Genomic DNA, 25,122 nt, shown 5'->3' with positions numbered 1-25,122 from the left:
AACATCCTGTAACAATTTTTCTGCAATCTCACCAAATGGAAAGAGGCATAAGGGATACTACTTATTTTTCCACGTGAGACTGCCATGCAACCAAATACCTTGAAACGCCGCGTCTTTATTTCCGCCGCCATTGGCCTGCCATTGTTGAGCGTGCACGCCCAGGTCAGCGACCTGAGCGACGCCATCAACAAGGCCGGACGCCAGCGTATGCTGAGCCAGCGCATGGGAAAAGCATGGTTGGCGTTGGTGCATGGCGTTGAGGTCACCAGCGCGCAGCAGGTGCTGGACAAATCCATGGCCCTGTTCGACCGCCAGCTGGTCGAGCTCAAGGCCTATGCCTCGACCCCCGACATCCAGGGCACCTACGGCAAGCTCGACACCGCCTGGAGTGCCTACAAGGCCGCCCTGGTAGGGACCGCCCCGGCCCGCGAAGGCGCCGCGGCCCTGCTGCAGCTCGACGAGCGGGTGCTCGCGCTGGCCAACCAGGGCACGTTGCAGTACGAGGCCGTGCAGGGCAAGCCGCTGGGCAAGTTGGTCAACATCGCCGGACGCCAGCGCATGCTGAGTCAGCGCATGGCCATGTATTTCCTCGCGGCCCGCCTGCAGGTCAACACCGCCGTCGCCGCGGCCGAAGTCGAGAAATCCCGCGCCGAGTTCGTGAACGCCATGGCCCAGCTGCGCAACGCTCCGCAAACCAACGAACGCATCCGCAGCGAGCTGGAGCTGGCCGACGGACAGTGGGTGTTCTTCAACTCTGCCCTGCAAAAGGTCAACGTCACCAGCAACAACTCGACCAAGCCCCTCGCCGAAGTATTCATGGCCAGCGAAAACCTGCTGACTGTCATGGATCGTGTCACCAGCCTGTATTCGTCCATCAAGACCTGAACGGTCCGATTGCCGACACCACAGCCCCGCTCGTAACACCCTCCACTGACACCCGCCGGACCCACCATGAAACCAAGCACACTGACCCGTAGAACCGTTATCCTCGCTGCCGCCGCGAGCCTGCCCCTGTCGGGCGCTCTGGCCCAGGTCGCCGACCTGAATGACGCCATCAACAAGGCCGGGAGCCTGCGCATGCTCAGCGAGCGCCTGGGCAAGGCTTGGCTGGCGCTGGCGCAGGGCATCGAAAGCAGCAATGCCCAGCAGGTGCTGGACAAGTCCGCTGCCCTGTTCGACCGCCAGCTGGTCGAGCTCAAGACCTATGCCGCAACGCCGGACGTCCGCGACACCTACGCCAAGCTGGAAGGAGCATGGGGGTCCTACAAGACCGCGCTCACGGGCGCCGCGCCGGCCAAGGAAGGTGCGGCAACCCTGCTGCAGTACGAGGCCAAGGTGCTGGCACTGGCCCACCAGGGCACCACACAGTTCGAGTCTGCCACGGAGAAACCGCTGGGCAAGCTGGTGAACATCGCTGGACGCCAGCGCATGCTGAGCCAGCGCATGGCCATGTACTACCTGGCGGCCAAGCTGCCCGTGGACGCCACCACCGCCATGGGCGAAATCGACAAGGCCCGCGCCGAGTTCGTGCGCGCCATGCCCGTGTTGCGCGACGCGCCGCAGACGACTGCCCGCATCAAGGACGAATTGCAGCAAGCCGAGCTGCAATGGGTCCTGTTCGATGCCGCGCTGCAAAAAGTGAATGTGCCCAGCAACTACCCCGTCAAGCACATGAGTGATGTCTTCGTGGCCAGCGAAAAGATGCTGGCCATGATGGACCGTGTCACCAGTTTGTATTCGGCCATCAAGACATGATGGCCTCACACCAACCGCATGGAACCCCATTCGTGGGGCCCATGCAGCTATAAAAGGAATAGCAAAATGAGTGAATGGACCCCCGTCTGCCGCGTTGAAGATATCCCCGTACTCGGCGCCCGCCGGGTCGCCCGCCCCCAGGGGCTGGATGTGGCCGTATTCCGCAACGACGCGGGGGACATTTTTGCTCTGCTGGACCGCTGCCCCCACAAGGGCGGCCCGCTATCGCAAGGCATTGTGTTCGGCACCAGTGTGGCCTGCCCGCTGCACAACTGGACCATCAGCCTGCACACCGGAGAGGCCGCCGCACCCGACGAAGGCTGCACCCCGCGCTTTGCCGTGCAGGTGGTCGATGGCCAAGTCCTGCTCAACACCGCCGAACTGGCGCACCACGCCACCGATCTGACCCGCCCCCTGGCCGGTCCCGCCTGCCGCCAGACCGCTGGCGCATGAGCACCGAAACCCGATCCACCTGCCCCTACTGCGGGGTGGGTTGCGGTGTCATCATTGCATCGCAAGACGGGCAGATCACCGGCGTGCGCGGCGACCCCGACCACCCGGCCAACTTCGGCCGCCTGTGCACCAAGGGCTCCACCCTGGCCCTGACGGCCAGCGCCCCCATCGCACAGCAGACCCGGTTGCTGCAGCCCCTGCAGCGCCTGCAGCGCGGTGGCGCCGCCACCCCGGTAAGCTGGGAGCAGGCGCTGGACCACGCCAGCACCCAGTTCGCCCGCATCATCCAGACGCACGGCCCCGACGCCGTGGGGTTTTACGTCAGCGGCCAGCTGCTCACCGAAGACTATTACGTCTTCAACAAGCTCGCCAAGGGCCTGGTGGGCACCAACAACATCGACACCAACTCGCGCCTGTGCATGAGCAGCGCAGTTGCCGGCTACAAGCAGACGCTGGGCGCCGATGCGCCACCGGCCTGCTACGACGACATCCACCACGCGCAGTGCATCTTCATCGCCGGCTCGAACCTGGCCTACGCGCACCCCATCCTGTTTCGCCGCGTGGAAGACACCAAGAAGGCCAACCCGCACCTGAAGGTCATCGTCTGCGACCCGCGCACCACCGACACCGCCGAGATCGCCGACCTGTTCCTGCCGCTGCAGCCCGGTACCGACGTGATGCTGTTCAACGGCATGCTGAACGCCATGCTGCAGCAGGGCTGGCTAGACGCCGCCTACGTGGCCGAACACACAAGTGGCTTCGAGGACCTCAAGGCGTCCGTGCGCGACTGCACGCCCGAACGCGTGTCGCAGGTGTGCGGCGTTTCCCGCGAGGCCGTGCTGGAGGCGGCACGCCTGTTTGCCGGCGGGCCGGCGGGCCGTGCCACCGCGCGCACGCCGACCCTGAGCCTGTACTGCCAGGGCCTGAACCAGTCCAGCAGCGGCACGGCCAAGAATGCGGCCCTGATCAACCTGCACCTGGCCACCGGACAGATCGGCAAGCCCGGCGCCGGGCCCTTCTCACTGACCGGCCAACCCAACGCCATGGGGGGGCGTGAAGTGGGCGGCATGGCCAATCTGCTCAGCGCCCACCGCGACCTGGCCAACCCCGCGCACCGCGCCGAGGTGGCTGCGCTGTGGGGCGTGCCAAGCGTGCCCGAGGCCCCCGGCAAGACGGCGGTGGAGATGTTCCAGGCCGCCGCCGACGGCGAGATCAAAGCCCTGTGGATTGCCTGCACCAACCCGGCCCACAGCATGCCCGACCAGGCCACGGTGCGCCGCGCGCTGGAACGCGCCGAGCTGGTGGTGGTGCAGGAAGCTTTTGCCACCACCGCCACCGCCGCCTATGCCGACCTGCTGCTGCCCGCCACCACCTGGGGCGAAAAGGACGGCACGGTGACCAACAGCGAGCGGCGGATTTCCCGCGTGCGCGCAGCCGTCCCGCCCCCCACGCCGCAGGCATCGACTCAAGGGCAGACACAAGGACCGCGCCACGACTGGTCCATCGCCGTCGACTTTGCCCGGCGGCTGGAGCAGCGCCTGCCCGGAGCCCCGCGGGGGCTGTTTCCCTACACCACACCCGAATCCATCTGGAAAGAACACCGCGCCTCCACCCAGGGGCGCGACCTGGACATCACCGGCCTGTCCTACGCCCAGCTCGACGCGCAAGGCCCCCAGCAGTGGCCCCTGCCGCTGGGCGCAGCCCACGGCACCGCGCGGCTGTACACCGACGCCCGCTTCCCCACCCCCGACGGCCGGGCCCGCTTCGTGGCCACCACCTACCAGCCGGTGGCGCAGCCGCGCACCGCCCGCTACCCGATCGCGCTGACCACCGGGCGCCTGCGCGACCAGTGGCATGGCATGAGCCGCACCGGCACGCTGGGTCGCCTCTTTGGCCATGTAGCCGAGCCAGCCGTCCAGATGCACCCGAAGGACATGCAGCAGCGCCAGCTGCACGACGGCGACCTGGTGCACGTCACCAGCCCGCAGGGCTCCATCGTCGTGCCGGTCCAGGCCGACAGCGGGCTGGGCCTGGGCCAGGCCTTCATGGCCATGCACTGGGGCGAGGAATACCTCAGTGGCTCCAGCAGCACCGGGCGGGTTCTGGCCGGCGTGAACGCCCTCACCACCCCGGCATGCTGCCCCACGTCCCACCAGCCCGAGTTCAAGCACACGCCGGTCAAGATCCTCAAGGCCGAGCTGCCCTGGGCGCTGCTGGGCGTGGCGTGGCTGCCGCAGGCGCAGGTCTTGCAGGTCCGCGAGCAGCTCAAGGGCTTGATGGCGCTGTTTCCCTTTGCCAGCTGCACCCCCTTTGGCCGCGACCGCACCGGCGTGCTGTTTCGGGCTGCCGGCCACGAAGCACCCCCGGACGGGGTGCTGGCCAGCATCGAAGCCCTGCTGGGCCTGGCGGGCACCGATGTGCTGCGCTACGCCGACAGAAAGCGCGGCCAGCGCCGCACGGTGCAGTTGGTGCGCCCCGAACAGGCCGCAGACCCGGCGGCCACGGTCCAGCTCAACGCCTTTGTGCTGGCCGGCGACACCAGCGCCCAGCACTGGATCACCACCCTGCTGCTGGACGCCCTGCCGGCGCAGGCCTATGGTCGCCTGCTGCTGTCGCCAGGCGCCACCGCACCGGTGGCCGTGCAATCACGCGGTAAGCCGGTGTGCACCTGCTTCAACGTGACCGATACGGCCATCACCGCACAGCTGGGCCAGTGCCGAGGGTACGCCGACGAGCGCCTGGCGCAACTGCAGAGTGCCCTGCAATGCGGCACCAACTGCGGCTCCTGCCTGCCCGAAGTCAAGCGCATGGTGCGCGTCTCCATGCAGCCCGTGCCGGCGGCCTGATATCCCGCACAATGCAACCATGGGCATTGGAAAATACATCAAGGAAATCGGGCGCGGCAAAGACGGAGCGCGCAACCTGACGCGCGAGCAGGCCGCCGACCTGTTCGGCCAGGTGCTCGACGGCACCGTCACCGATCTGGAAGTGGGCGCCTTCTGCATCGCCATGCGCATCAAGGGCGAAACCCCCGAGGAGATGGCCGGCTTTCTGGACGCCACCCACCAGCGCCTGCACCGGGTGCCGGCGGGCGCCACGCCCACCGTCGTCATTCCCAGCTACAACGGCGCCCGCAAGCTGCCGGTGCTCACCCCACTGCTGGCGCTGCTGCTGGCACGCGAGGGCCTGGCGGTTCTGGTGCATGGCACGGCCACCGAGTCCCAGCGCATTCTCGCCTCCGAAGTGCTGCTGGAGCTTGGCATCCCTGCGCAGACAGCTATCGAATCCATAGCACCCGGCAGCGTGGCCTACGTGCCCACGGCGCTGCTGAACCCGGGCCTGCAGCGCCTGCTGGACGTGCGCCGGGTGGTGGGCCTGCGCAACCCAGCCCACAGCCTGGTCAAGCTGATGATTCCCTGCGCCGGCCCGAGCCTGCTGGTGAGCAGCTACACGCACCCCGAGTACGCCGAGTCCATGGCCGCCACGCTGGCCCTGACAGGCACCAATGCCCTGCTGCTGCGCGGCACCGAAGGCGAAGCCGTGGCCGACCCGCGGCGCACACCCCGGATGCAGGGCTTCGTGGGCGGCCACAGCGTGGAGTTGCAGAGCCACCAAAGCGGCAGCCTGGCCGAACTGCCCACGCTGCCCGCCACCATCGATGCACCCAGCACCGCGGCCTACATCCGCAGCGTGCTCAGCGGTGCGCAGCCGGTGCCGGCCCCCATTGCCCAGCAAGTGGCCCACATCTTGCGTCTGGTGCAGTCACCATGACACACCACCTTGCATCCCCTTCGTGCTCCGGCCAGGTCACCCTCGTGGGTGCCGGCCCCGGCGACCCCGATCTGCTCACCGTCAAGGCCCTCAAGGCCATCCAGGCGGCGACCGTGCTGCTGGTCGATGACCTGGTGAACGAGGCCATCGTGGCCTTTGCCGCACCCACGGCACGTGTGGTGTACGTGGGCAAGCGCGGCGGCTGCCAGTCGACCCCGCAGTCCTTCATCGAAAAGCTCATGCTCACCGCCGCGCAGGAAGGCGAGACCGTGGTGCGCCTCAAGGGCGGCGACCCCTTCCTGTTTGGCCGCGGTGGCGAAGAGGTGGAGCACCTGCAGGCCGCCGGTGTGCGGGTGCACGTCATCAACGGCATCACCTCCGGGCTGGCGGCTGCCACGTCCCTGGGCGTGCCACTGACCCACCGCAAACATGCCCACGGCGTGGTGTTCGTCACCGGCCATGCCAAGCCGGGCGATGCCGGAACCGACTGGCGGGCCCTGGCCGCCACGGCCCGCCAAGCCCGGCTCACGCTGATGATTTACATGGGCGTCAGCGGCGCGGCCCGCATCCAGGACGAACTGCTGCACGGACTGCCGGCCAGCACGCCGGTGGCCATCATCCAGAACGCCAGCCTGCCCCACCAACGCCACGCCGTGTGCACCTTGGATCAGCTGCAGGCCACGATTGCGCGCGAGCAACTGGCCAGCCCCAGCATCATCGTGGTGGGTGACGTGCTGCAAGGCCTGCTGGCGCTGCAGCAGCCGCAAGCCGGACAGCGCAGCGCCTGAGTGGCGCGCCCCGCTGCAGGGCACGCGCGGCAGCGGCCCGAACTGGCCTGCCTCTTGCTTGGCATTGCGCATGACTTCTCACTCTGCCCCCGACCGCACCACACCCGCCAACGAACCCCTGTCCCTGGTGAATCTGGCGGCCCGCCAGCGCATGCTCTCGCAGCGCATGATCCTGCAGACCGTGCTCGCCGCCTCGGGCGACAGCACCCGGCTGCAGACAGCACAGCAATCGTTCCAGCTGTTTTGCGACAGCCAGGACCGTCTGCAGGTCATGGCCAGCCAGCTCGACGGCCACAGCGCACAGCGGCTGCGCGAGACCTACCAGGGCCCCCGCGGGGTGGGCGCCACCATTGACCAGTTTGTGCAACTGATGCGCACCGCCCTGGAATGCCTGGCCACCCAGGACGCGCACACCCGGCGCGCCCTGAACGCCCTGGTGGACAGCCGGGACACGGTGCTGGAGGCCCTCAATACCGCCACCACCGCGTTTGACTCCATCAGCAAGGGCAAGGCTGAGGTGCTGATGCGGGAATTGACCGGCATCGTCTCTGACATCCAGACCGTGGCCCGCGAAGCCAAGGTCGTGAGCTTCAATGCGCAGGTCATCGCCGCGCGGGCCGGCCAGCAGGGGCGGGAGTTCGCGGTGGTCGCCCAGGTGCTGTCGGGCATCACCACGGAGATCGATGGCCTGTCGCGCAAGGCGGTGGACCTGGCAGCGCGCAACAAGCAGGCCGCCTGACCCCGAGGCCAGGAGGGCCGTCAAGGCCCGCTGTGGCGCGCCGGCCCCTGGGGCCCATGCACAGACACCAGGGTCTCCAGTGGCAGGGGTCGGCTGAACACAAAGCCCTGGATGTAGCCGCAGCCGAATTGCCGCAGAAAGTTCAGCTGGCCATCGGTTTCCACGCCTTCGGCAATCACCTGCAATTTCATGTTCCGCCCCAGATCGAGAATGGTGCGGACGATGGCGGCATCACCCCTATCCTGTGGCAAACCGTTGACAAATGAGCGGTCAATCTTCACGGAAGAAATCGGCAGGTTCTTCAGCCGCGACAGGGACGAGTGCTCAATGCCGAAGTCGTCCAGGCTGATCTTGAAGCCCCGCTGGCGCAGCGCGCGCATCACCGGAATCACCTTGTCGGCTTGCGTCATCACCATGTTCTCCGTCAACTCCAGACACAGGTGGTGCGTGGCAATACCGTGGGCCTCGGCCACCGCAGCGAGCTCTCCCGGCAGGCTGGCACTGACAAACTCGGAAGCCGCCATGTTGACGTTGAGTTGCAACGACGGGAAACCCGAGCGGTGCAACTGCGCCAGATCGCGGCACGCGCGCTCCACCACCCAGCGCCCGATCTGCACGATCAGCCGGCTCTGCTCGGCGATCGGAATAAAAACGTCCGGCCGCACCACCTCGCCATCGGCCCGGCGCCAGCGAATCAGGGCCTCCACGGCCACAACCCGCTCCTGAAGGCTATCGAACACCGGCTGGTACTCAAGGAAAAACTCCTCTTCCACCAGCGCCTGATGCAACTCCGCTTCCATGGTCAGTTGCTGCACCAGAGACGACTGCTGGGCCTCCAGCACCGTGGAGGCGCTTTCCAGGAACCCCATGGCGTTGCGCCCGCTTCGCTTGACCCGGTACATCGCCGCATCAGAGCCGCGCAGCAGCGCTTGCGTCGTCAGACCGTGGTCGGGATACACGCTGATGCCGATGCTGGCCGACACCGTCAGCGCATGGTTGCCAAAATGAAACGGCGCGCGCGCGGCCAGCAGCACGTCATCGGCCAGCGTACGCAACCGGGCCATCAGGCTGGCCGGGGCCATCGGTGTCGTCACCACCGCAAACTCGTCGCCACCCAGCCGCCCCGCGTGGCAGCCCTTTGCCACCAGCTTTTGCAGGCGCCGGGCAAATTCGCGCAAGACCGCATTGCCCGCGTCGTGACCAAACGCATCGTTGATCAGCTTGAAGCGGTCCAGGTCGATGTACATCACGCCAAACGACTGTTGAGTCGCCCGCGCGTTCAGGCAGGTGGCATCCAGCAGCTGGTGCAGATAGCTGCGGTTGTTCAGGCCGGTCAGGTCGTCCGCCTGCGCCAGCAGGCGCATGGTCTCCTGCTGCTCCAGACGCTGCACCGTCTGCGCCACCAGGCCACCAATCGCGCCCGCCAGGCTGGGCAATTGCGCCTCCCGCTGGCGTGCGAGGCTGCTGAAGAACTCCAGCACACCGGGGCTGTGACGGCGACCATCGGGCATCACGTACGAAACCGGAAACGCATACCCTGACTGCAAACCGCTCTCCAACGCACTGGCAGCACGCAGAAAATTGCGGTCGTGCGCCATGCCATCAACCCAGGCCGCACGGCCCGTGGCCCAGACATCACCCACCAGCCCCTGCCCGGGCACCACGCGCAGTGCGCGGCTGTCTTGGGTGAATGCCTGCAGCGCGTACGCCGGGTCATGCCAGAAATGGCTGCACACCAGCTGGTGTCCGCCCGCCGGGTCCTGCTCCAGCGACCAGTAGGCGCCCCACTCCCAACCCAGGTTTTCACACACCAGCCGGATGGTCCTGTTGACAGCATCGTCCACAGTGTGGGTGGCGACCAGAAATTGCGTGGACTCGAAACTGAAGCGTTCGCGCATCGCGGCGTGCCGGGACGCTGTGACGTCGATCAGCACCCCCGTCTGCACGGCCTGCGCCGAAACGCAGGGCGACAACGAGGCAATGCGCAGCCAGCGCAAACCCGTTTCCGCGTTGAGGATGCGGAACGTGCAATCGACCTGCTGCCCCACCACACCCGCCTGCGCCAGCGCCGCCATCAGCACCCGCACATCCTCGGGCACGACCTGCGCAAAACCACTCTCCAACGTGCCGTGCCAACCGCTTTCAACATCCAGGAAATCCGCCGCCACCACGGACAGCACCATTTGCGCGCTCTGCACATCCAGCCACCAGCGGCCGAACGCCGCCGCCTTCTCCACGGCGTCCAGGCACAGCGCGCGGCCCAGCAGGGGCCGCAGTTGCGGCGCCATGTCGGCTTGGTGTGCCGGCCTTTGCTGGCTCAGGTAAACGGAAGGGGTCTCATGCATGGCGGCAATCTCGGGGTTCGAACAACTCCTTCCAAGCAACATTCAGGCCATCGGATGCCCCTACACTGCAGCCCATGCAAAAGTTTGACGTGGTGATCGTGGGCGCTGGTGCCGCCGGCCTGTTCTGTGCCGGTGTGGCGGGCCAGCTGGGTCTGAAGGTGCTGGTGCTGGACCACAGCGACCAGGTGGCGGAGAAGATCCGCATCTCGGGCGGCGGGCGCTGCAACTTCACCAACAAGGACACCACGGCGGCCAACTTCCTCGGCGAGAACCCGCGCTTTTGCCGCTCGGCCCTGTCGCGCTACACCCCGGGCGACTTCACCGCCCTGCTGCAACGCCACCACATCCCGTTCCACGAAAAGCACAAGGGCCAGCTGTTCTGCGACCGTTCGGCCGAAGACATCGTGCAGATGCTGCTGGCCGAGTGTGCCGCCGGTGGCGTCACGCGCTGGCAGCCGTGCAGCGTGAAATCCATACGCTATCTGGCCACAAACCCTCATGGAAACAGCGCAGGTAGCTATGAAATTGATAGTAGCCACGGGACCATCCAGTGCGCCGCCGTCGTGGTGGCCACTGGCGGCCTGTCGATTCCCAAGATTGGCGCCACCGACTTCGGCTGGCGCATTGCCCGGCAATTCGACCTGCCCGTCGTTCCCCCCCGCCCGGCACTGGTGCCGCTCACCTTTGATGCCGACGCCTGGGCCCCGTTCGCCCAGCTGTCGGGCCTGTCCCTGCCGGTACAGATTGAAACCGGCAGCAAGAAGGACAAAGTGGCCTTCCTGGAAGACCTGCTGTTCACCCACCGCGGCCTGAGCGGCCCCGGCGTGCTGCAGATATCGAGCTACTGGCGGGAGGGCACGCCCATCCGCCTGAACCTGGCGCCCGGACAGGATGCCGCCCAGTGGCTGCAGCAGGCCAAAGCCCGCTCGCGCAAGCTGATCGCCAACGAACTGGCGGCCCTGGTGCCCGCGCGGCTGGCCGACGCCTGGGTGGCCCAGGGCGCGGCCCTGGGGCACAACTGGCAACGCCCGGTCAACGAAGCCTCCGACAAGGCGCTGGCCGCACTGGCCGAACGCCTGAACCGCTGGGAGCTCACCCCCACCGGCACGGAGGGCTACAAGAAGGCCGAGGTCACGGCCGGCGGCGTGGACACCACCGCGCTGTCCAGCCAGACCCTGGAGTCGCGCCAGAACGGTCTGTATTTCATTGGCGAGGTGGTGGATGTGACCGGCTGGCTGGGCGGCTACAACTTCCAGTGGGCCTGGGCCAGCGGCTACGCCTGCGCGCAGGGCCTGGCGGCCAAGTTGGGGGCGCCCGCAGCCGCCGACCGCGTTTAGCGTCTGGCCGGGCGGGCGCGTTTGAATGTTGCCCCAAAAACGTTATAATCCAAGGCTTTTCTGGCAATACCCCGTCGGCCAATACTAGTTAAGACGGGGAACACCGCTGAGCGAGGCATGTGGGGCCCGATCTCCCCCCGTGAATCTTGATCAGCACATTTTGGACAACATTACGTAATGACAACCATCCGTGTAAAAGAAAACGAGCCGTTTGACGTAGCCCTGCGTCGCTTCAAGCGCACCATCGAAAAACTGGGCTTGCTGACCGACCTGCGCGCCCGCGAGTTCTACGAGAAGCCCACTGCCGAGCGCAAGCGCAAGAAGGCCGCTGCCGTCAAGCGCAACTACAAGCGCATCCGCAGCATGCAGCTTCCGAAGAAACTCTACTGACAGTTTCTGGCCCCGAAGCTGCTCGCAGTTTCCGGCCCACAAAAAAGCTCGCTTGGGGACGCTCCGGCGGGCTTTTTTTGTTTTCACCCCCCTCTCTTTCAGGAATCCACGCCATGTCACTCAAAGACCAAATCACGGAAGATATGAAAACCGCCATGCGCGCCAAGGACAGCGAGCGCCTGGGCACCATCCGCCTGCTGCTGGCCGCGTGCAAGCAGAAGGAAGTGGACGAGCGTGTGGAGCTGGACGACGTGGCCGTGGTGGCCATCGTGGACAAGCTGATCAAGCAGCGCAAGGACAGCATCGAAGCCTTCGTCAAGGCCGAGCGCCAGGAACTGGCAGACAAGGAAGCCGCCGAGATGAAAGTGCTGCAGGCCTACCTGCCCCAGCGCATGGGCGCCGACGAGGTGCTGGCCGAAGTGAAGGCCATCGTGGCCGAACTGGGCGCCAAGGGCCCGGGCGACATGGGCAAGGTCATGGGGGTGGTCAAGACCCGGCTGGCCGGCAAGGCCGAAATGGGCACCGTGTCAGCCGCCGTGAAGACCGCGCTGGCCGGCTAAAACACGTTGGGCTGCCACTGAATCTGCAGTGGCAGCGACGCAAAGCCGCTGGCCGGATAGACGGCCGTCTGTGGCGCCTGGTGGGGCACCAACTCCAGACGCTGCGTGTGGCGCAGCAACTCTTCCAGCAGGATGCGCAACTCCAGCCGGGCCAGCGGTGCCCCGGGGCAGACATGGATACCCGCGCCGTACAACAGATTCTGTGACGGATCGCGGTCCAGCCGAAACCCGTCCGGGTCGCCAAACACGGCCTCGTCCCGATTGGCCGACGCCCACATCAGCGTAATGCGATCGCCCGCCATCAGGGCCTGCCCACCGATCTGGGTGGGTTCGGTGGCAATCCGGCGGTTACTGAACAGCGGCGGATGGATGCGCAAGATTTCATCAATGGCCGCTGGCAGCAATGCCGGCTGTGCGCGCAACTGCTGCTGCAAGGCGGGCTGTGCTGCCAGGTAGTGGGCCAGTATCGCCACGCTGGCAGCCATGGTGCCGAGTTCACCCACCGTCCAGTTGCGCAAGATGCTGACAATGGCGTCCTCGCCCAGCTCCTTGCCGGCAATCCGGGTGCGCAACAGGCTTGTGGTGATGTCCTCCGGCGCGGCGTCACCCGCATCGCGGCGCACCCGCAACAGCGCCTTGATGTAGCCGTCAAACTCCAGCGCCACGGCGTCCATTGCCGCCTGCTCACGCGACAACGTGGCTTGCTGGTTGCGGCGTATCCATTGGCGCAGCGGTTCATGCAAGTCCGCCGGCCAGCCCAGAAACGCGCATTCGATGCGCAGGACAAAATCTTCCGCAAAGGTGGTCATCTCCACGACCCCACCGTGCGCTGACTGGTCCTGCAACTGTGTCACTGCAATCTCGCGGCACAGGGGTGCAAAGTCCTGCATGCGCTGCGCATTGAAGTACGGCTCAATCACGCGCCGGTAGCGGGTGTGCTCCGGCGGGTCCATCCCGTTGGGCACGGAAGGGTAGCGGGAAACCGCATTGCTGAAGGTACGGTGGTCGCCCAGCACCCGCAGCACATCTTCATGCCGGAACACGGACCAGTGCAGGTACCCGCTGTGCGCCACCGGACAGCGCTGACGCATCCGGTCGTAGGCGGCAATGGGGTCGTTGATGACCGATTCGGAGCGTGGGTCCCAGTTGTCGGGTTCAGTGCGGGTAGTCATAGGAGGCGGATTAAAAATACATCATCACATGATATATTTAACCAGCAATCCCCGCCACAGCGCAAGCCCATGCCGGCTGCCAGACCGCAGCAGCAATGGAGATGGAAATGCCCGCAGGGGGGATCAGCTCCCCGCCACCTTCATGCGGTTGACCAGGATGGAGCCCACCGTCTTGGCGCCGTAGTTGTAGGTGTCGGCGCCGACCGCCTCGATGCCCTTGAGCATGGCCCGCATGTTGCCGGCAATGGTGATCTCGTGCACCGGGTAGGCAATGCGCCCTTTTTCCACCCAGAAGCCGCTGGCACCGCGGGAGTAGTCACCCGTGACGTAGTTCACGCCCTGGCCCATGAGCTCGGTCACGAACAGACCGGTGCCCAGCTTCTTCAGCATGGCGTCCAGATCGTCTCCGGGCCGGGTCAGGCGCGAGGTGAACGTGAGGTTGTGCGAGCCACCGGCATTGCCTGTGGTCTGCATGCCCAGCTTGCGCGCCGAGTAGCTGCTCAGGAAATACCCCTGCACGCGCCCGCCTTCCACCACCTGGCGGGCCCTGACGCTGACGCCTTCGTCATCGAAGGGCGAGCTGCCCTTGCCGCGCAGCACAAACGGGTCTTCCCGCACATCGATGTGCCGGGGCAGCACGATCTTGCCCAGGGAGTCCAGCAGGAACGAGCTCTTGCGGTACAGCGCGCCGCCGCTGAGGGCCTGCACGAGCCCGCCCACCAGGCCCGACGCCAGCGGTGACTCGAACAGCACCGGGCATTCCACGGTGGGAATCTTGCGCGCCTTCAGGCGGCTCAGGGCGCGCTCGGCGGCGTAGCGGCCAATGGCTGCGGGCGATGCCAGTTCGCCCGGGTGGCGCATGGAGCTGTACCAGCTGTCGCGCTGCATGTCATCGCCCTTGCCGGCAATCGGCGACACCGACATGGAATGGCGCGAGCTGGCGTAACCGCCGCGAAAACCGCGGGTATGGGCGCTGAAGAAATGCGACTGCTGGGCCGACACGGCCGCGCCTTCGCTGTTGGTGATGCGCCGGTCGGTGGCCAGGGCCGCCGCCTCGCACTCCAGCGCCAGGCGCATGGCCTCTTCGCTGGTGATGGCCCAGGGGTGAAACAGGTCCAGGTCGCGCGCGCGGTCGGCCACGGGAGCGATGTCCTTCGCGTCGGGCAGGCTGGCAAACGGGTCTTCGGCCGTGAAACGCGCAATGTCATACGCCGCGCGCACCGTCTGGGCAATGGCGGCCTGCGAAAAATCGGAGGTGCTGGCGTTGCCCCGGCGGTTGCCCACGTACACGGTCACGCCCAGCGATTTGTCGCGGTTGCGCTCCACATTCTCCAGCTCGCCATTGCGCACCGAAACGCTCAGGCCGCAGCCCTCGGACACCTCGGCGCCGGCATCGGTCGCCCCCAGCTTTTTGGCCTGCGCCAGCGCCGCATCCACCAGCGATTCGAAAAACGGGCGACTGTGGGCAAAGCCACTGTCCGCCGGCTTGGCCGGGGAAGACGATTTGGGGGAAGAATGGGGTTTGTGCATAGCGGAGGCTATGATACTTGGCTATATGAGCAAACTAAAAAAAGGCTACTTCGTCAAGGGCAAGTTCGTTGCCGAAGGCAGCGAACTGGACCTGGAATTCAAGCGTGAGCTCAAGGGTACGGACGAAAAGAGCCGTACCGACCTCAAACGGGAAAGCACCGAGCTGCAGAAGCTCGGCGAAGACCTGCTGCCCCTGCGCGCCGACCTGATCACGCGCCTGGAACTCCCCGAAAAACTGGTGGAAGCCCTGGCCGAGTACAAGCGCATCACCAACTTCGAGGGGCGCCGCCGCCTGCTGCAGTTCATCGGCAAGCGCATGCGCCAGCTCCCTCCGGAGACGCTGGACGCCATCCGCACCGCGCTGGTGGAGCAGCACACGCCCTCGGCGCAGGAAACGCTGGCGCTGCATGCGGCCGAGCAATGGCGTGACCGCCTGATTGCCGACGACGATGCGGTCGGCCAGTGGATGAACGTCAGCCCCGGCACCGACAGCCAGCAGTTGCGCGCCCTGATCCGCCAGGCCCGCAAGGACGCCAAGCCCGAGAAACCCGGCGAGGCGCTACGCCATGGCCGCGCCTACCGTGACATCTTCCAGCTGGTGCGTGAACAGCTGGCGCAGGGCCCCGATGTGCCCGACACCACAGCCGACACCGCCGAGCTGCCCCACAACCCGGGAGCCGACGCATGAGCGGCACCACCTCTTCGGCACTGGAGCCGGTCCGGATCGGCCTGGTGTCCGTCAGCGACCGCGCCTCCAGCGGCGTGTACGAAGACAAGGGCCTGCCCGCCCTGCAGGACTGGCTGGCGCGCGCGCTGCAGAACCCGCTGACCTTCGAGACCCGGCTGATTCCCGACGAGCGCGAAACCATCAGCGCCACCCTGGTGGAGCTGGTGCAGGCGGGCTGCAGCCTGGTGCTCACCACCGGTGGCACCGGCCCGGCCCTGCGCGACGTGACCCCTGAAGCCACCCTAGCCGTGGCGCACAAGGAAATGCCCGGTTTTGGCGAGCAGATGCGCCAGATCAGCCTGAAATTTGTGCCCACCGCGATCCTGTCGCGCCAGGTGGCCGTGATCCGGGACCAGAGCCTGATCATCAACCTGCCCGGCCAGCCCAAGTCGATTGCCGAAACGCTGGAAGGCCTGAAAGACAGCGCGGGCCAATCGGTGGTACCCGGCATTTTTGCCGCCGTGCCCTACTGCATCGACCTCATTGGCGGCCCCTACCTGCAGACCCACGATGCGGTGTGCAAGGCATTCCGGCCCAAGAGCACCATCCGCCCCCTGGCGGCCTAAACCGGCCTACTTGCCCAGCAGCTGGTTGAGGCGCTCGGCCTCAAAGCATTCCTTGCGCGCCGCGTCTCCCGGCACACAGTCGGTGGCCGTGCGGTTGGCCGACAGCTTTTCGATCGCCTGCCACAGCATGGCGATCTGGTGCTCCTGGCCCGAAGCCGAGTCGATCAGTCCGCGCAGGGCCTGGCTCACCGGGTCGTCGTCCTGGGTGATGCCGTAGGCAGTGAACTTGCGGTCGGTGCTGGTGACATCGGCGCTTTCACCGGTCTTGCTGGGAATGATGCGCGCCGGAATGCCCACCGCCGTGGCGCCGGCCGGCACCGGCTTGATCACCACCGCGTTGCTGCCGATCTTGGCGCCGTCCCCCACCTCGAAGCCACCCAGCACCTTGGCACCGGCGCTCACCACCACGTCCTTGCCCAGGGTGGGGTGGCGCTTGACGCCCTTGTACAGCGAGGTTCCGCCCAGGGTCACCCCCTGGTAGATGGTGCAGCCGTCGCCGATTTCGGCGGTCTCGCCCACCACCACACCCATGGCGTGGTCAAAGAACACCCGCTGGCCGATGATGGCGCCGGGGTGGATCTCAATGCCCGTGAGCCCGCGCGCGCAATGCGAGATGAAACGCCCCAGCCACTTGAACCCGTGGGTCCAGCACCAGTGCGCCGGCCGGTGCAACACCACCGCATGCAGGCCGGGGTAGCAGGTCAGCACCTCCCAGGTAGTACGCGCAGCGGGGTCGCGGTCCAGGATGCATTGGATGTCGGAGCGTAGGCGGGAAAACATGGCTAGGAGTCTATCCGCTCAGGGAATCGCCTGCCACCGGCGCGGACTTGGCTTGCGACCGCTGCAGGATGGATTTGGCAATGCCACGCAGGATGTGGATTTCCTCCTCCTCCAGCGCCGCCCGGTTGAACAGCTGGTTCAGGCGCGGCATGAGCTTCTTGGGGGAGGCGGGGTCCAGAAACTCCAGCGCCACCAGCGCCTGCTCCAGGTGGTTGAGCATGCCGCTGACCTGCGCCATGTCCGCCCGCGCGGGCCGCGGCACCGTCGGCTGCACGCCAAAGCCCCCCAGGGCCAGGCGCCACTCGTAGGCGATGACCTGCAGCGCCGCACCGATGTTGAGCGAGCCAAACTGGGGGTTGCTGGGAATGCTCAGGCAGACATTGCAGCGGTACACGTCTTCGTTGCGCATGCCGAAACGCTCGGAACCAAACAGGAAGCCGACCCCCGTTTGACCCGCCAAATTGGCTTGCAGACCAGGTTCCACCTGCGCAGAGTGCTGCGCTTTTGATAGCAACTCGAAATGTTCCCGCGGCGTGGTGGTGGGCGGGCCGAAGTCGCGCGGAGTCATGGCCGTGGCGCACAGGTGGGAGATGCCGTCCAACGCCTCGTCCAGCGTGTCGACAATGCGGCACTTCTCCAGCACGTCCAGCGCCCCGCTGGCGCGCTGGATGGTTTCTTCACGGCGCAAGACATTGGCCCAGCGCGGCGCCACCAGCACCAGGTCGTCAAAGCCCATGGTTTTCATGGCGCGGGCCGCAGCACCCACGTTGCCCGCGTGGCTGGTCTGGATGAGAATGAATCGAGTCTTCACTGTGGTGTATTTCCGGTAAAACGGCCAAGTTTCAGCGCCAGCCGGGAACGGCCCGCAAGGTTTTTCACGCTGAAGCTAAAATGGGCCTATTGTCGCCGCCCGCATCGCCGCGCGGATCCACCCAGCTCTTCACCACAATTTATGTCGCTCAATCTGCACCCCATGGTCAACGTGGCTGTCAAAGCCGCCCGTGCCGCCGGTTCCATCATCAATCGCGCCGCGCTCGATATCGAGTCGGTGCGCGTGTCCCAGAAAAAGGCCAACGACTTCGTCACCGAAGTGGATCAGGCTGCAGAACAGGCGATCATAGAAACCCTGCTGACGGCCTATCCGGGCCACGGCATCTGGGCCGAGGAATCCGGACGCGAGCATGGCGCCAAGGATTCCGAGTTCGTGTGGATCATCGATCCGCTGGACGGCACCACCAACTTCATCCACGGCCTGCCCATCTACTGCGTCAGCATTGCGCTGGCCGTCAGGGGCAAGATCGAACAGGCGGTGGTGTACGACCCCACCCGCAACGACCTCTTCACCGCCACCAAGGGCCGCGGCGCCTACCTGAACGACCGCCGCCTGCGCGTGTCCAAACGGACCCAACTGCGGGAATCCCTCATCTCCACCGGCTTTCCGTTCCGCCCCGGCGACAATTTCGGCAACTACCTCGCCATGATGGGCGACGTGATGCAGCGCACGGCCGGCCTGCGCCGCCCCGGCGCCGCCGCACTGGACCTGGCCTACGTGGCCGCCGGTTACACCGACGGCTTCTTTGAAACCGGCCTGCAACCGTGGGACGTGGCGGCGGGCTCGCTGCTCATCACCGAGGCCGGCGGCCTGGTGGGCAACTTCACTGGGGAATCCGAGTTCCTGGAACAGGGTGAATGCCTGGCCGGCACCCCCCGCGTCTACGGGCAGTTGGTGGGCATTCTGGGAAAATACAGCAAGTTCGCCAGCGCCGGCGAGAAGGCCACGCTGCGCCAGGCCGCCCAGGCACCCGCCGAAGCAGCGCCCGATGCGGCGTCCGACGACGCCACTGGCGACGCACCGTTCTGATGTTCTGAATCACTCCGGCCGGTTCAAGACCGGTCGGACGCTTCGCCCAGCTGCAACTCCCCGACGGGAACCGGCCGGCCAAAGAAATATCCCTGGAAGGCCTTGCAGCCGTTGCGCAGCAGAAAGTCGCGCTGGCCGGCGGTTTCCACCCCTTCGGCCACGGCGCCCAGGTCCAGGCTTTGGGCCAGGTTGAGGATGGTGCGGGCAATGGCTGCGTCGTTGGGGTCGGTCAGCACGTCGCGCACGAACGACTGGTCGATCTTGAGCTGGTCCAGCGGCAGGCGCTTGAGGTAGGACAGCGAGGAATAGCCGGTTCCGAAATCGTCCAGCGAGAAGCCCACACCAATGGAGCGCAACTCGCTCATCTTGACGATGGCGTCGTCAAAATCGCTCAGCAACAGACTCTCGGTCAGCTCCAGCTTCAGGCGGTAGGGGTTGGCGCCACTCAGGCGCAGCAGGGTCAGTATCTGGCTGGAAAACTCGGGGTGGCGGAACTGGCGCGCACTCACGTTGACGGCCATGGTCAGGTTGCGGGTGGCGGGCTGCGTGCTCCAGGCCACCAGCTGCGCGCAGGCTTCCTTCAGCACCCACTCCCCCAGGGGCAGGATCAGGCCGGTCTGCTCGGCCACCGGAATGAACTCCCCCGGCGACACCAGCCCGCGCTGCGGATGCTGCCAGCGCAACAGGGCCTCCACGCCGGTCACGCGGCTGCACTCATCAACCACCGGCTGGTAGTACAGCCGGAACTCGTCGCGCGCCAGCCCCTGGCGCAGGTCTGCCTCCAGCGCCGCCCGCGACGAGGCCGCGGCCTGCATGGCCGGGTCAAAGAAGCGTAGGGTGTTGCGCCCGGCCGCCTTGGCCTGGTACATGGCCAGATCGGCGCGCTTGAGCAGCTCGTCCACGCTTTGCTGGTGGTCGAAGAACAGCGTCACACCAATGCTGGGGGAGCTGTGGTGCTGCTGACCACCCAATTCGAAATGCCGGTTGAGGGCCTCCAGGATTTTCTTGCCCACGGCCTCGGCCTGCGCACCGGCCTCCAGCGCGTTCTCGCTCAGTTCTTCCAGCATGACCACGAATTCGTCGCCACCCAGGCGGGCCACCGTGTCGATGCTGCGCACGCAGGCACTCAGGCGCGCAGCCACCTGCTTGAGCAGCTCGTCGCCCATGTGGTGCCCCACGGTGTCGTTGAGCATCTTGAAGTTGTCCAGATCGATGAACAGCAGCGCACCGTAGCTGCCCCGGCGCGTGCCGGACTCCACGGCATGGTTCAGCCGGTCGATCAGCAGGCGCCGGTTGGGCAAACCGGTCAGGGCATCGAAAAAAGCCAGTCGCTCAATGTCGGCCTCGGCCTGCTTGCGCGCGGTGATGTCGCGCCCGGTACCCCGGTAGCCTCGGAACACGCCGTCGGCGTCAAACACGGGCGCGCCACTGATGGAGACCCAGACCAGAACGTTGTCCGCGCCCCGGCGCTGCATTTCAAAATCCCGGAACGTCTCGCGTGCGTCCAACGCGGCGCGGTGGGCGGCCCACTGCTCCGGGCTGACGCCCACTACATCGTCCCCCCACCGCGTGGTTCCAAGGACCTGTTTGGCCCGCAAGGCTCTGGCGGCATCCACGCTGCCCTGCACGCGAATGAACCGGTAGTGTTCGTCCTGCTCCCAGTACCAGTCAGAGGACAGCTCGGTCAGGCTGCGAAAGCGCGCCTCGCTGTCCTGCAGGCGTGCAACCACCTCTTTCTGGGCAGTGATGTCGCCAATCGAACCACACCACAGCACCGAACCATTGGGTTGCCGCTCGGGCTGCGAGTTGCCCAGCAGCCAGCGCACCACGTTGTTGGCGTCCCGCGCACGGAATTCGCATTGCCAGATCGACAGCGTGTCCATCGACGCCCGGGCGGTTTCCATGATGTGGGGCAGGTCCTCCGCCATGATCCGATCCCGGAGCCGGGCCGGGTCGGCACGCACCTCGGCCTCGGTGACGCCAAAGAGCTGCTGCACGGCGGCACTGACGAACGGAAACGCCATCCGGCCATCGGGCCACCACTGGAACTCGTACAGCATGCTGGGCGCGCGGCTGGTGATTTTCTGGACAAAGGCCAGCTGGTCGCTCACGGTCTGCAGGGCCTGCCGCTCTGCCGTGAATTCCTGCACCACGCCCAGGTCGGCCTTGACGACACCGTTCTCGATCTGCCGCTGCATGCGCGAGCGCAGCCAGATGGTGTGGCCGTCCGGCTGCTGCCAGCGGTACTCCACCACCTCGCCCGTCATCCGCTTGAGGGCCTGCTTGACCTTTTCACGGTCTTCCTTCACCACCCGGCGCAGGTGCGCGCCGACCGGTGCCGACTGGATCTCCCCCAGACCACCCACCTGGGAGTAACCGTGGGACAGGTGCACCGTGGGGTCCCCCGGGTAGACCACCCAGTGCCCGACCCGGGCCACCGTTTCGGTCATCTCGTAGATCTTGACTTGGCGGTTGAGTTTTTCATTGGCCTGTTCCAGCGCCTTTTCACCGGCCTGGAGTGCCTCCCGGGCCAGGTTTTCCGCCGTGACGTCGCGCGCGTAAACCAGGATGTAGGCCTCGCCCTGGACCGACACCCGCGTGGCGTTGATGCGCACCATACGGGGCAGGCCGTCCCGCAGGAACACGGTGACATCGACATCCGTCAGGCGCCCGCCCATCTTCAGGGGGTAGAACGCTTTCTCGCGGGCGGCCGAGTCGGCCCAGTGCCCGATCTCCACCGCGGTATGGCCCACCACCTCGCGGCGGTCATAGCCGGTGTACTTGAGCCACTCGTCGTTCACCGCCACGATCACGTCGTCGCGCACGCGGGTAACGGCAATGGCCTCCGGGCTCTGGCTGAAGACAACCCCGAAAAACGAAGTGTCGTCAGACGCGAAAACGTCGGGGTCTGTGGCGTGCGCGGACGGGGGAGGCGCAGGTTGCACGCTATCGGGAGAGGTCGCCACAGTGAATTCTTGGGAGAACAGAATGAAATTGCCACCATGATAGGGCCCACACCCCGCACTGCCCATTAGTGGCTACCCTTGTAGTGATCATGGATCAAGCTTTTTCCAGCCCGGCCTCGGCGGGGGCTGGCCGCTGCCCCCTCAGCCCGGCTCCAGCGACACAAACATGCGCTCGCCGCTGCGCTGGATCAGCAACACCGCCGCACCGGCCTTCTTGCCGATTCCGCCAACAACCTGGTCGACCGACTTCAGCGGCGCCCCGTTGAGGGTCAGCAGCACGTCTCCCGGCACCAGGCCAGCCCAGGCCGCCGCCCCGGCAACACGCTGCACCAGAAGACCGCCCTGCACATGGGCAATGGCCTGCTCGTCGCGCGTCAACGGGCGCAGGGCCAAGCCCAGCGGCCCGGACGACGGGCCGGCCTCGCGCGAAGCCCGGGCGCGCACGCCCTCCTCCAGGCGCCCCAGCGTGGCCGGGAACTCCAGCATGCGGCGGTCGCGCCAGATCTTGAACAGCAGGACATCACCCGGTGCGGCACGACTGATCCGGCTGCTCAGGTCCCCGGAGCGGACCAGCGCCTCGCCATTGGCGTGCGTCACCACGTCACCGGCCTTGAGCCCGGCATGTGCCGCCGCGCTGCCGGGCACCACGGTCGTGACCAGCGCGCCATCGGGCAGGTCCAGGCCACGCGCCTGCGCCAGCGTCGGGCTCAGGTCCTGCACCCGGGCGCCCAGCCAGGCGTAGGACACGTGGCCGCTGGCAAGGATCTGGTCCCGGACCTTCAGCGCCACCTGAATCGGAATGGCAAACGACGCCCCCTGGTACGCACCCGACTGCGGGTAAATCTGGGCATTGAGGCCCACCACGGCGCCGCTGCCATCGAGCAGCGGCCCCCCCGAACTGCCAGGCGGCACCACCGCATCGGTCTGGATGAAGGGCACCGCCGAGTCACCGGGCAGCGAGCGCCCCCTGGCGCTGACGATGCCCTGCGACACTGCCGGATCAAAGCCCAGCGGCGCCCCCATGGCCAGGACGGGGTCGCCCACCTGCGCCTGCTCGGCATCCCCCAGGCGCACCACGGGCAGGTTCCCGGCGTTCATGCGCAACACCGCCACATCGCTCACGGTGTCCACCCCCAGCACCTGGGCCCGGTACTCACGCCGGTCCCCCAGGCGCACAGTGGCCTGCTGGGCGTCGCGCACCAAGTGCGCATTGGTCAGCACCAGCCCATCGGTGCTGATGATGAACCCCGAACCCTGGCTACGAAACAGCACCGGCACCCGCAGCCCCGGCGCGCGGGCCTGGAACTCGGGGATGCCGCGGTAAAAGAGATAGAAAGGGTCCCCCAGATCGAGCGTGCCCCCATCGGACACCCCCAGGGGCTGTCCGGTCACGAAAATGCCCACCACGGCCGGGGCCGACTGCTGCACGACGGCCCGAAAATTGGGTGCGGCCCCTGCCGGCAACGGCGCAATGGGCACTGGCGCAACCGTGTAGCCCGCGCCCGGATCGGATGCGTCACGGCCAGACAACCACCCTCGTGGCAGGAAACCGACGGCCGCCACCGCCACCAGGCCCACACCCACCAGGGACAGGACCAACGTCTTACGGGTCATTAACCCCTCCCCTCCAAAACCGTGCAGACACAGCAGCACAGGGGAATGCTAGACGGGTTTTTCGCACACCCCTTGCGATTTCGCAAGCTGCTGGACGACGTTACCGGCTAGCCACGCCATTGGTACCAGCCCGTCAGCTCGCTATGGCGCCGTGCAATGCCCATCCGTTCAGCAGAAACGCGATTGATGGGCACCGCGAGGGATTGCCGCGAAAAGATTTCACTTGCAGTGGTTGTGAAGCTTCCACTGTTCTTCGTGGCCCAGCGCCTTGGCAAAATCCGGGACTTTGCAGCGCTGCGCTTCTGCGGGATCAATGGGCGCTGCTGATGGGGCGGCAACGGGTGCCTCCAACTCGGCAGTCCCCTTGGGCGTCGTGCTGTAAACCCACTGGGCGATGGTGCCGACCGCAACGGCAAACGCGATGACGATGGCCATCTGAGCAAGAGAAGTAGACGAAGCCTGCTCCGCGGGCATGTCGCACCCCCCACCCGGACACAGCTGCGCTTTTTCTGCATTGAAGAGGTTGTAAAGCTTGCAGCCAATGCAGATGCCGAATGCTGTTTCGAAGAAAAGCAAAATCAGGCACATCGAGCACACGATCAGGTTGATGGGCCCGATGACATGGTTGAGCACCACCAGGTAAAACATAGTGGCCGCCAGCACGAAGCCGATGGCCCATGCGAACCGCTTTTGCGGAGCACCGCTCCATTCCGGCGGCTGCTTGCGCACTATCCACTGCCCAAGAATCATGACCGGCGCAAAGCGCGGATTCACAAAAATGCGGATGGTGAACTCGATCAGGAAGCTGACCACAAACACCCGTGTGGGCTGGAAGTTGCCGGTGAGCCATGCATTCATGAAGCAGATCAGCGCCAGGAAAAACAATATTCCCGCAGCGGCGCGCACCGCCCGCTCGTTGAGGACAGGTATTTGAAATTCGGGTCGCACTTCACCGAACTGAAGAATGGATTGGGTCACGGCTACCTCGCTGGGCTGATGCAGAAGTATTGCGTGCAAATGATAAATATCATATGATTGAGATCATATCAAGAAGAATTTACCCATGTGTGCAGACGCCGTCCAAGAGCTTCACGAACTGCTGCCAAAGAGTTTGCTTGCGTCCTGCGAGGAAGCGGCGCTCACCAAAGGAACCTGCCTGTTCAAGGCTGGCGACAGCCCAAAGCACATGTTTTTCGTGGTCAATGGCGAAGTGGTCTTGGAACGCCCGGGACTGCAGGGCTCTGCCGTCATCCTGCAGCGTACACGCAGGGGGTTCGTCGGAGAGGCAAGCCTGAAGTCTTCAAAGTACCACTGCCAGGGGCAGGTGGTCGCCCACTCCAGGATCGTCCAAATTCCCATCGGGGATATCCGCGATGCACTCGATGGCGATTCAAGCTTCGCCGGGCGCTGGATTGCCATGCTCAACAAGGAGGTCAAACGTCTGCGGCTGCAATGCGAGAGGCTTTCCCTCACCAGGGTGCAGGACCGTTTCGTCCATCTTCTGGAAAGCGAAGGAGCCGATGGTCGTTTTCCCATCGGCACTGGTATCAAATCGTTGGCATCCGAGCTTGGCGTTACCCACGAAGCGTTGTATCGCTGCATCTATTCGATGGAGAAACAAGGCACGCTCGAACGCACCGAAACCCACCTGTGCCTGACCCAACCGCGGGAGAAGTGACCACCAACGGCCCCCCATGCAGGGAGCGGCCAAACTGCTTCAGCAGCTCCCGTTTCGCCTGCATTCGCGCCTGATAATCGGTCCTTTATC

The 25,122-nt window shown here is 65.8% G+C and carries 22 protein-coding genes; 14 read left to right on the top strand and 8 right to left on the bottom strand.

Annotation, left to right across the window (positions count from 1 at the left end):
- The first annotated feature begins 84 nt into the window (after window positions 1-84).
- From AC1Q5W_RS04800 to AC1Q5W_RS04770, 7 genes are all read left to right on the top strand, one after another.
- Window positions 85-885, top strand: a complete 801-nt coding sequence (locus AC1Q5W_RS04800) for a type IV pili methyl-accepting chemotaxis transducer N-terminal domain-containing protein (protein WP_492643593.1) — start codon at window positions 85-87, stop codon at window positions 883-885.
- A gap of 66 nt (window positions 886-951) precedes the next feature.
- A complete protein-coding gene (locus AC1Q5W_RS04795) occupies window positions 952-1,755 on the top strand; it encodes a type IV pili methyl-accepting chemotaxis transducer N-terminal domain-containing protein (protein WP_492643594.1) in 804 nt (267 codons plus the stop codon).
- Between the two features lie 66 nt (window positions 1,756-1,821).
- Window positions 1,822-2,208 (top strand): nitrite reductase small subunit NirD, encoded by a 387-nt coding sequence (gene nirD, locus AC1Q5W_RS04790; protein ID WP_492643595.1) that lies wholly within the window; start codon window positions 1,822-1,824, stop codon window positions 2,206-2,208.
- The gene (locus AC1Q5W_RS04785; RefSeq protein ID WP_492643596.1) at window positions 2,205-5,054 is read left to right on the top strand and encodes a nitrate reductase; all 2,850 of its coding nucleotides are present in this window, start codon (window positions 2,205-2,207) and stop codon (window positions 5,052-5,054) included. Before nirD ends, AC1Q5W_RS04785 begins: the two co-directional genes overlap by 4 nt.
- A 19-nt stretch (window positions 5,055-5,073) precedes the next feature.
- Window positions 5,074-5,979 carry a DNA-binding protein YbiB gene (ybiB, locus tag AC1Q5W_RS04780; protein WP_492643597.1) on the top strand — a complete coding sequence of 302 codons (906 nt, stop codon included), beginning with the start codon at window positions 5,074-5,076 and terminating at the stop codon, window positions 5,977-5,979.
- A complete protein-coding gene (gene cobA / locus AC1Q5W_RS04775; RefSeq protein WP_492643598.1) occupies window positions 5,976-6,767 on the top strand; it encodes a uroporphyrinogen-III C-methyltransferase in 792 nt (263 codons plus the stop codon). The genes ybiB and cobA overlap by 4 nt, the downstream gene beginning before the upstream one ends.
- Window positions 6,768-6,837: 70 nt before the next feature.
- The gene (locus tag AC1Q5W_RS04770; protein WP_492643599.1) at window positions 6,838-7,506 is read left to right on the top strand and encodes a methyl-accepting chemotaxis protein; all 669 of its coding nucleotides are present in this window, start codon (window positions 6,838-6,840) and stop codon (window positions 7,504-7,506) included.
- Window positions 7,507-7,526: 20 nt separating this feature from the next.
- On the opposite strand, the gene AC1Q5W_RS04765 is transcribed toward AC1Q5W_RS04770, so the two are convergent.
- Window positions 7,527-9,851 carry a putative bifunctional diguanylate cyclase/phosphodiesterase gene (locus tag AC1Q5W_RS04765; protein WP_492643600.1) on the bottom strand — a complete coding sequence of 775 codons (2,325 nt, stop codon included), beginning with the start codon at window positions 9,849-9,851 and terminating at the stop codon, window positions 7,527-7,529.
- 74 nt (window positions 9,852-9,925) lie between these two features.
- Here AC1Q5W_RS04765 and AC1Q5W_RS04760 point away from each other — a divergent pair, with 74 nt between their 5' ends.
- From AC1Q5W_RS04760 to AC1Q5W_RS04750, 3 genes are all read left to right on the top strand, one after another.
- The gene (locus tag AC1Q5W_RS04760; protein ID WP_492643601.1) at window positions 9,926-11,188 is read left to right on the top strand and encodes a BaiN/RdsA family NAD(P)/FAD-dependent oxidoreductase; all 1,263 of its coding nucleotides are present in this window, start codon (window positions 9,926-9,928) and stop codon (window positions 11,186-11,188) included.
- A gap of 177 nt (window positions 11,189-11,365) precedes the next feature.
- Window positions 11,366-11,578 (top strand): 30S ribosomal protein S21, encoded by a 213-nt coding sequence (gene rpsU / locus AC1Q5W_RS04755; protein WP_006296472.1) that lies wholly within the window; start codon window positions 11,366-11,368, stop codon window positions 11,576-11,578.
- Between the two features lie 113 nt (window positions 11,579-11,691).
- Entirely contained in the window at window positions 11,692-12,138 is a 447-nt protein-coding gene (locus AC1Q5W_RS04750; RefSeq protein ID WP_492643602.1) for a GatB/YqeY domain-containing protein, read from the top strand.
- On the opposite strand, the gene AC1Q5W_RS04745 is transcribed toward AC1Q5W_RS04750, so the two are convergent.
- The gene (locus AC1Q5W_RS04745; protein WP_492643603.1) at window positions 12,135-13,310 is read right to left on the bottom strand and encodes a cytochrome P450; all 1,176 of its coding nucleotides are present in this window, start codon (window positions 13,308-13,310) and stop codon (window positions 12,135-12,137) included. The two genes, AC1Q5W_RS04750 and AC1Q5W_RS04745, sit on opposite strands and share 4 nt — an antisense overlap.
- A gap of 123 nt (window positions 13,311-13,433) precedes the next feature.
- On the bottom strand, window positions 13,434-14,840 hold the full coding sequence (pmbA, locus tag AC1Q5W_RS04740; RefSeq protein ID WP_492643604.1) for a metalloprotease PmbA: 1,407 nt from the start codon (window positions 14,838-14,840) through the stop codon (window positions 13,434-13,436).
- Window positions 14,841-14,865: 25 nt separating this feature from the next.
- Here pmbA and yjgA point away from each other — a divergent pair, with 25 nt between their 5' ends.
- A complete protein-coding gene (yjgA, locus tag AC1Q5W_RS04735; protein ID WP_492643605.1) occupies window positions 14,866-15,528 on the top strand; it encodes a ribosome biogenesis factor YjgA in 663 nt (220 codons plus the stop codon).
- Entirely contained in the window at window positions 15,525-16,133 is a 609-nt protein-coding gene (gene mog / locus AC1Q5W_RS04730; RefSeq protein WP_492643606.1) for a molybdopterin adenylyltransferase, read from the top strand. The genes yjgA and mog overlap by 4 nt, the downstream gene beginning before the upstream one ends.
- A 6-nt stretch (window positions 16,134-16,139) precedes the next feature.
- On the opposite strand, the gene cysE is transcribed toward mog, so the two are convergent.
- Together cysE and AC1Q5W_RS04720 are read right to left on the bottom strand one after the other, a co-directional pair.
- Entirely contained in the window at window positions 16,140-16,913 is a 774-nt protein-coding gene (gene cysE / locus AC1Q5W_RS04725) for a serine O-acetyltransferase (RefSeq protein WP_492643607.1), read from the bottom strand.
- A gap of 10 nt (window positions 16,914-16,923) precedes the next feature.
- Complete coding sequence (locus AC1Q5W_RS04720; protein ID WP_492643608.1) at window positions 16,924-17,724, bottom strand: RNA methyltransferase; 801 nt, start codon at window positions 17,722-17,724, stop codon at window positions 16,924-16,926.
- Between the two features lie 141 nt (window positions 17,725-17,865).
- On the opposite strand from AC1Q5W_RS04720, the gene AC1Q5W_RS04715 reads away from it, so the two are divergent.
- Window positions 17,866-18,774 (top strand): inositol monophosphatase family protein, encoded by a 909-nt coding sequence (locus tag AC1Q5W_RS04715; RefSeq protein ID WP_492643609.1) that lies wholly within the window; start codon window positions 17,866-17,868, stop codon window positions 18,772-18,774.
- Window positions 18,775-18,797: 23 nt separating this feature from the next.
- Here AC1Q5W_RS04715 and AC1Q5W_RS04710 read toward each other — a convergent pair whose 3' ends face one another.
- From AC1Q5W_RS04710 to AC1Q5W_RS04700, 3 genes are all read right to left on the bottom strand, one after another.
- On the bottom strand, window positions 18,798-21,740 hold the full coding sequence (locus tag AC1Q5W_RS04710; RefSeq protein WP_492643610.1) for a sensor domain-containing protein: 2,943 nt from the start codon (window positions 21,738-21,740) through the stop codon (window positions 18,798-18,800).
- A 141-nt stretch (window positions 21,741-21,881) separates the two neighbouring features.
- A complete protein-coding gene (locus AC1Q5W_RS04705; RefSeq protein WP_492643611.1) occupies window positions 21,882-23,354 on the bottom strand; it encodes a trypsin-like peptidase domain-containing protein in 1,473 nt (490 codons plus the stop codon).
- Between the two features lie 219 nt (window positions 23,355-23,573).
- Entirely contained in the window at window positions 23,574-24,332 is a 759-nt protein-coding gene (locus AC1Q5W_RS04700) for a DUF4395 domain-containing protein (protein ID WP_492643612.1), read from the bottom strand.
- An 85-nt stretch (window positions 24,333-24,417) separates the two neighbouring features.
- On the opposite strand from AC1Q5W_RS04700, the gene AC1Q5W_RS04695 reads away from it, so the two are divergent.
- A complete protein-coding gene (locus tag AC1Q5W_RS04695; RefSeq protein WP_492643613.1) occupies window positions 24,418-25,032 on the top strand; it encodes a Crp/Fnr family transcriptional regulator in 615 nt (204 codons plus the stop codon).
- The last annotated feature ends 90 nt before the right edge of the window (window positions 25,033-25,122 follow it).

The sequence above is a fragment of the Rhodoferax sp. MLSD5-FHT05B10 genome, assembly GCF_058793415.1.
The sequence above is the reverse complement of the archived record's forward strand: the minus strand, read 5'-3'. Positions and strand labels throughout refer to the sequence as shown.

What these genes read in the sequence shown, in the direction of transcription:
- AC1Q5W_RS04800 (WP_492643593.1), top strand. Translation starts at nt 85, where the DNA reads ATGCAACCAAATACCTTGAAACGCCGCGTCTTTATTTCCGCCGCCATT.
- AC1Q5W_RS04795 (WP_492643594.1), top strand. Translation starts at nt 952, where the DNA reads ATGAAACCAAGCACACTGACCCGTAGAACCGTTATCCTCGCTGCCGCC.
- nirD (WP_492643595.1), top strand. Translation starts at nt 1,822, where the DNA reads ATGAGTGAATGGACCCCCGTCTGCCGCGTTGAAGATATCCCCGTACTC.
- AC1Q5W_RS04785 (WP_492643596.1), top strand. Translation starts at nt 2,205, where the DNA reads ATGAGCACCGAAACCCGATCCACCTGCCCCTACTGCGGGGTGGGTTGC.
- ybiB (WP_492643597.1), top strand. Translation starts at nt 5,074, where the DNA reads ATGGGCATTGGAAAATACATCAAGGAAATCGGGCGCGGCAAAGACGGA.
- cobA (WP_492643598.1), top strand. Translation starts at nt 5,976, where the DNA reads ATGACACACCACCTTGCATCCCCTTCGTGCTCCGGCCAGGTCACCCTC.
- AC1Q5W_RS04770 (WP_492643599.1), top strand. Translation starts at nt 6,838, where the DNA reads ATGACTTCTCACTCTGCCCCCGACCGCACCACACCCGCCAACGAACCC.
- AC1Q5W_RS04765 (WP_492643600.1), bottom strand. Translation starts at nt 9,851, where the DNA reads ATGCATGAGACCCCTTCCGTTTACCTGAGCCAGCAAAGGCCGGCACAC.
- AC1Q5W_RS04760 (WP_492643601.1), top strand. Translation starts at nt 9,926, where the DNA reads ATGCAAAAGTTTGACGTGGTGATCGTGGGCGCTGGTGCCGCCGGCCTG.
- rpsU (WP_006296472.1), top strand. Translation starts at nt 11,366, where the DNA reads ATGACAACCATCCGTGTAAAAGAAAACGAGCCGTTTGACGTAGCCCTG.
- AC1Q5W_RS04750 (WP_492643602.1), top strand. Translation starts at nt 11,692, where the DNA reads ATGTCACTCAAAGACCAAATCACGGAAGATATGAAAACCGCCATGCGC.
- AC1Q5W_RS04745 (WP_492643603.1), bottom strand. Translation starts at nt 13,310, where the DNA reads ATGACTACCCGCACTGAACCCGACAACTGGGACCCACGCTCCGAATCG.
- pmbA (WP_492643604.1), bottom strand. Translation starts at nt 14,840, where the DNA reads ATGCACAAACCCCATTCTTCCCCCAAATCGTCTTCCCCGGCCAAGCCG.
- yjgA (WP_492643605.1), top strand. Translation starts at nt 14,866, where the DNA reads ATGAGCAAACTAAAAAAAGGCTACTTCGTCAAGGGCAAGTTCGTTGCC.
- mog (WP_492643606.1), top strand. Translation starts at nt 15,525, where the DNA reads ATGAGCGGCACCACCTCTTCGGCACTGGAGCCGGTCCGGATCGGCCTG.
- cysE (WP_492643607.1), bottom strand. Translation starts at nt 16,913, where the DNA reads ATGTTTTCCCGCCTACGCTCCGACATCCAATGCATCCTGGACCGCGAC.
- AC1Q5W_RS04715 (WP_492643609.1), top strand. Translation starts at nt 17,866, where the DNA reads ATGTCGCTCAATCTGCACCCCATGGTCAACGTGGCTGTCAAAGCCGCC.
- AC1Q5W_RS04705 (WP_492643611.1), bottom strand. Translation starts at nt 23,354, where the DNA reads ATGACCCGTAAGACGTTGGTCCTGTCCCTGGTGGGTGTGGGCCTGGTG.
- AC1Q5W_RS04695 (WP_492643613.1), top strand. Translation starts at nt 24,418, where the DNA reads ATGTGTGCAGACGCCGTCCAAGAGCTTCACGAACTGCTGCCAAAGAGT.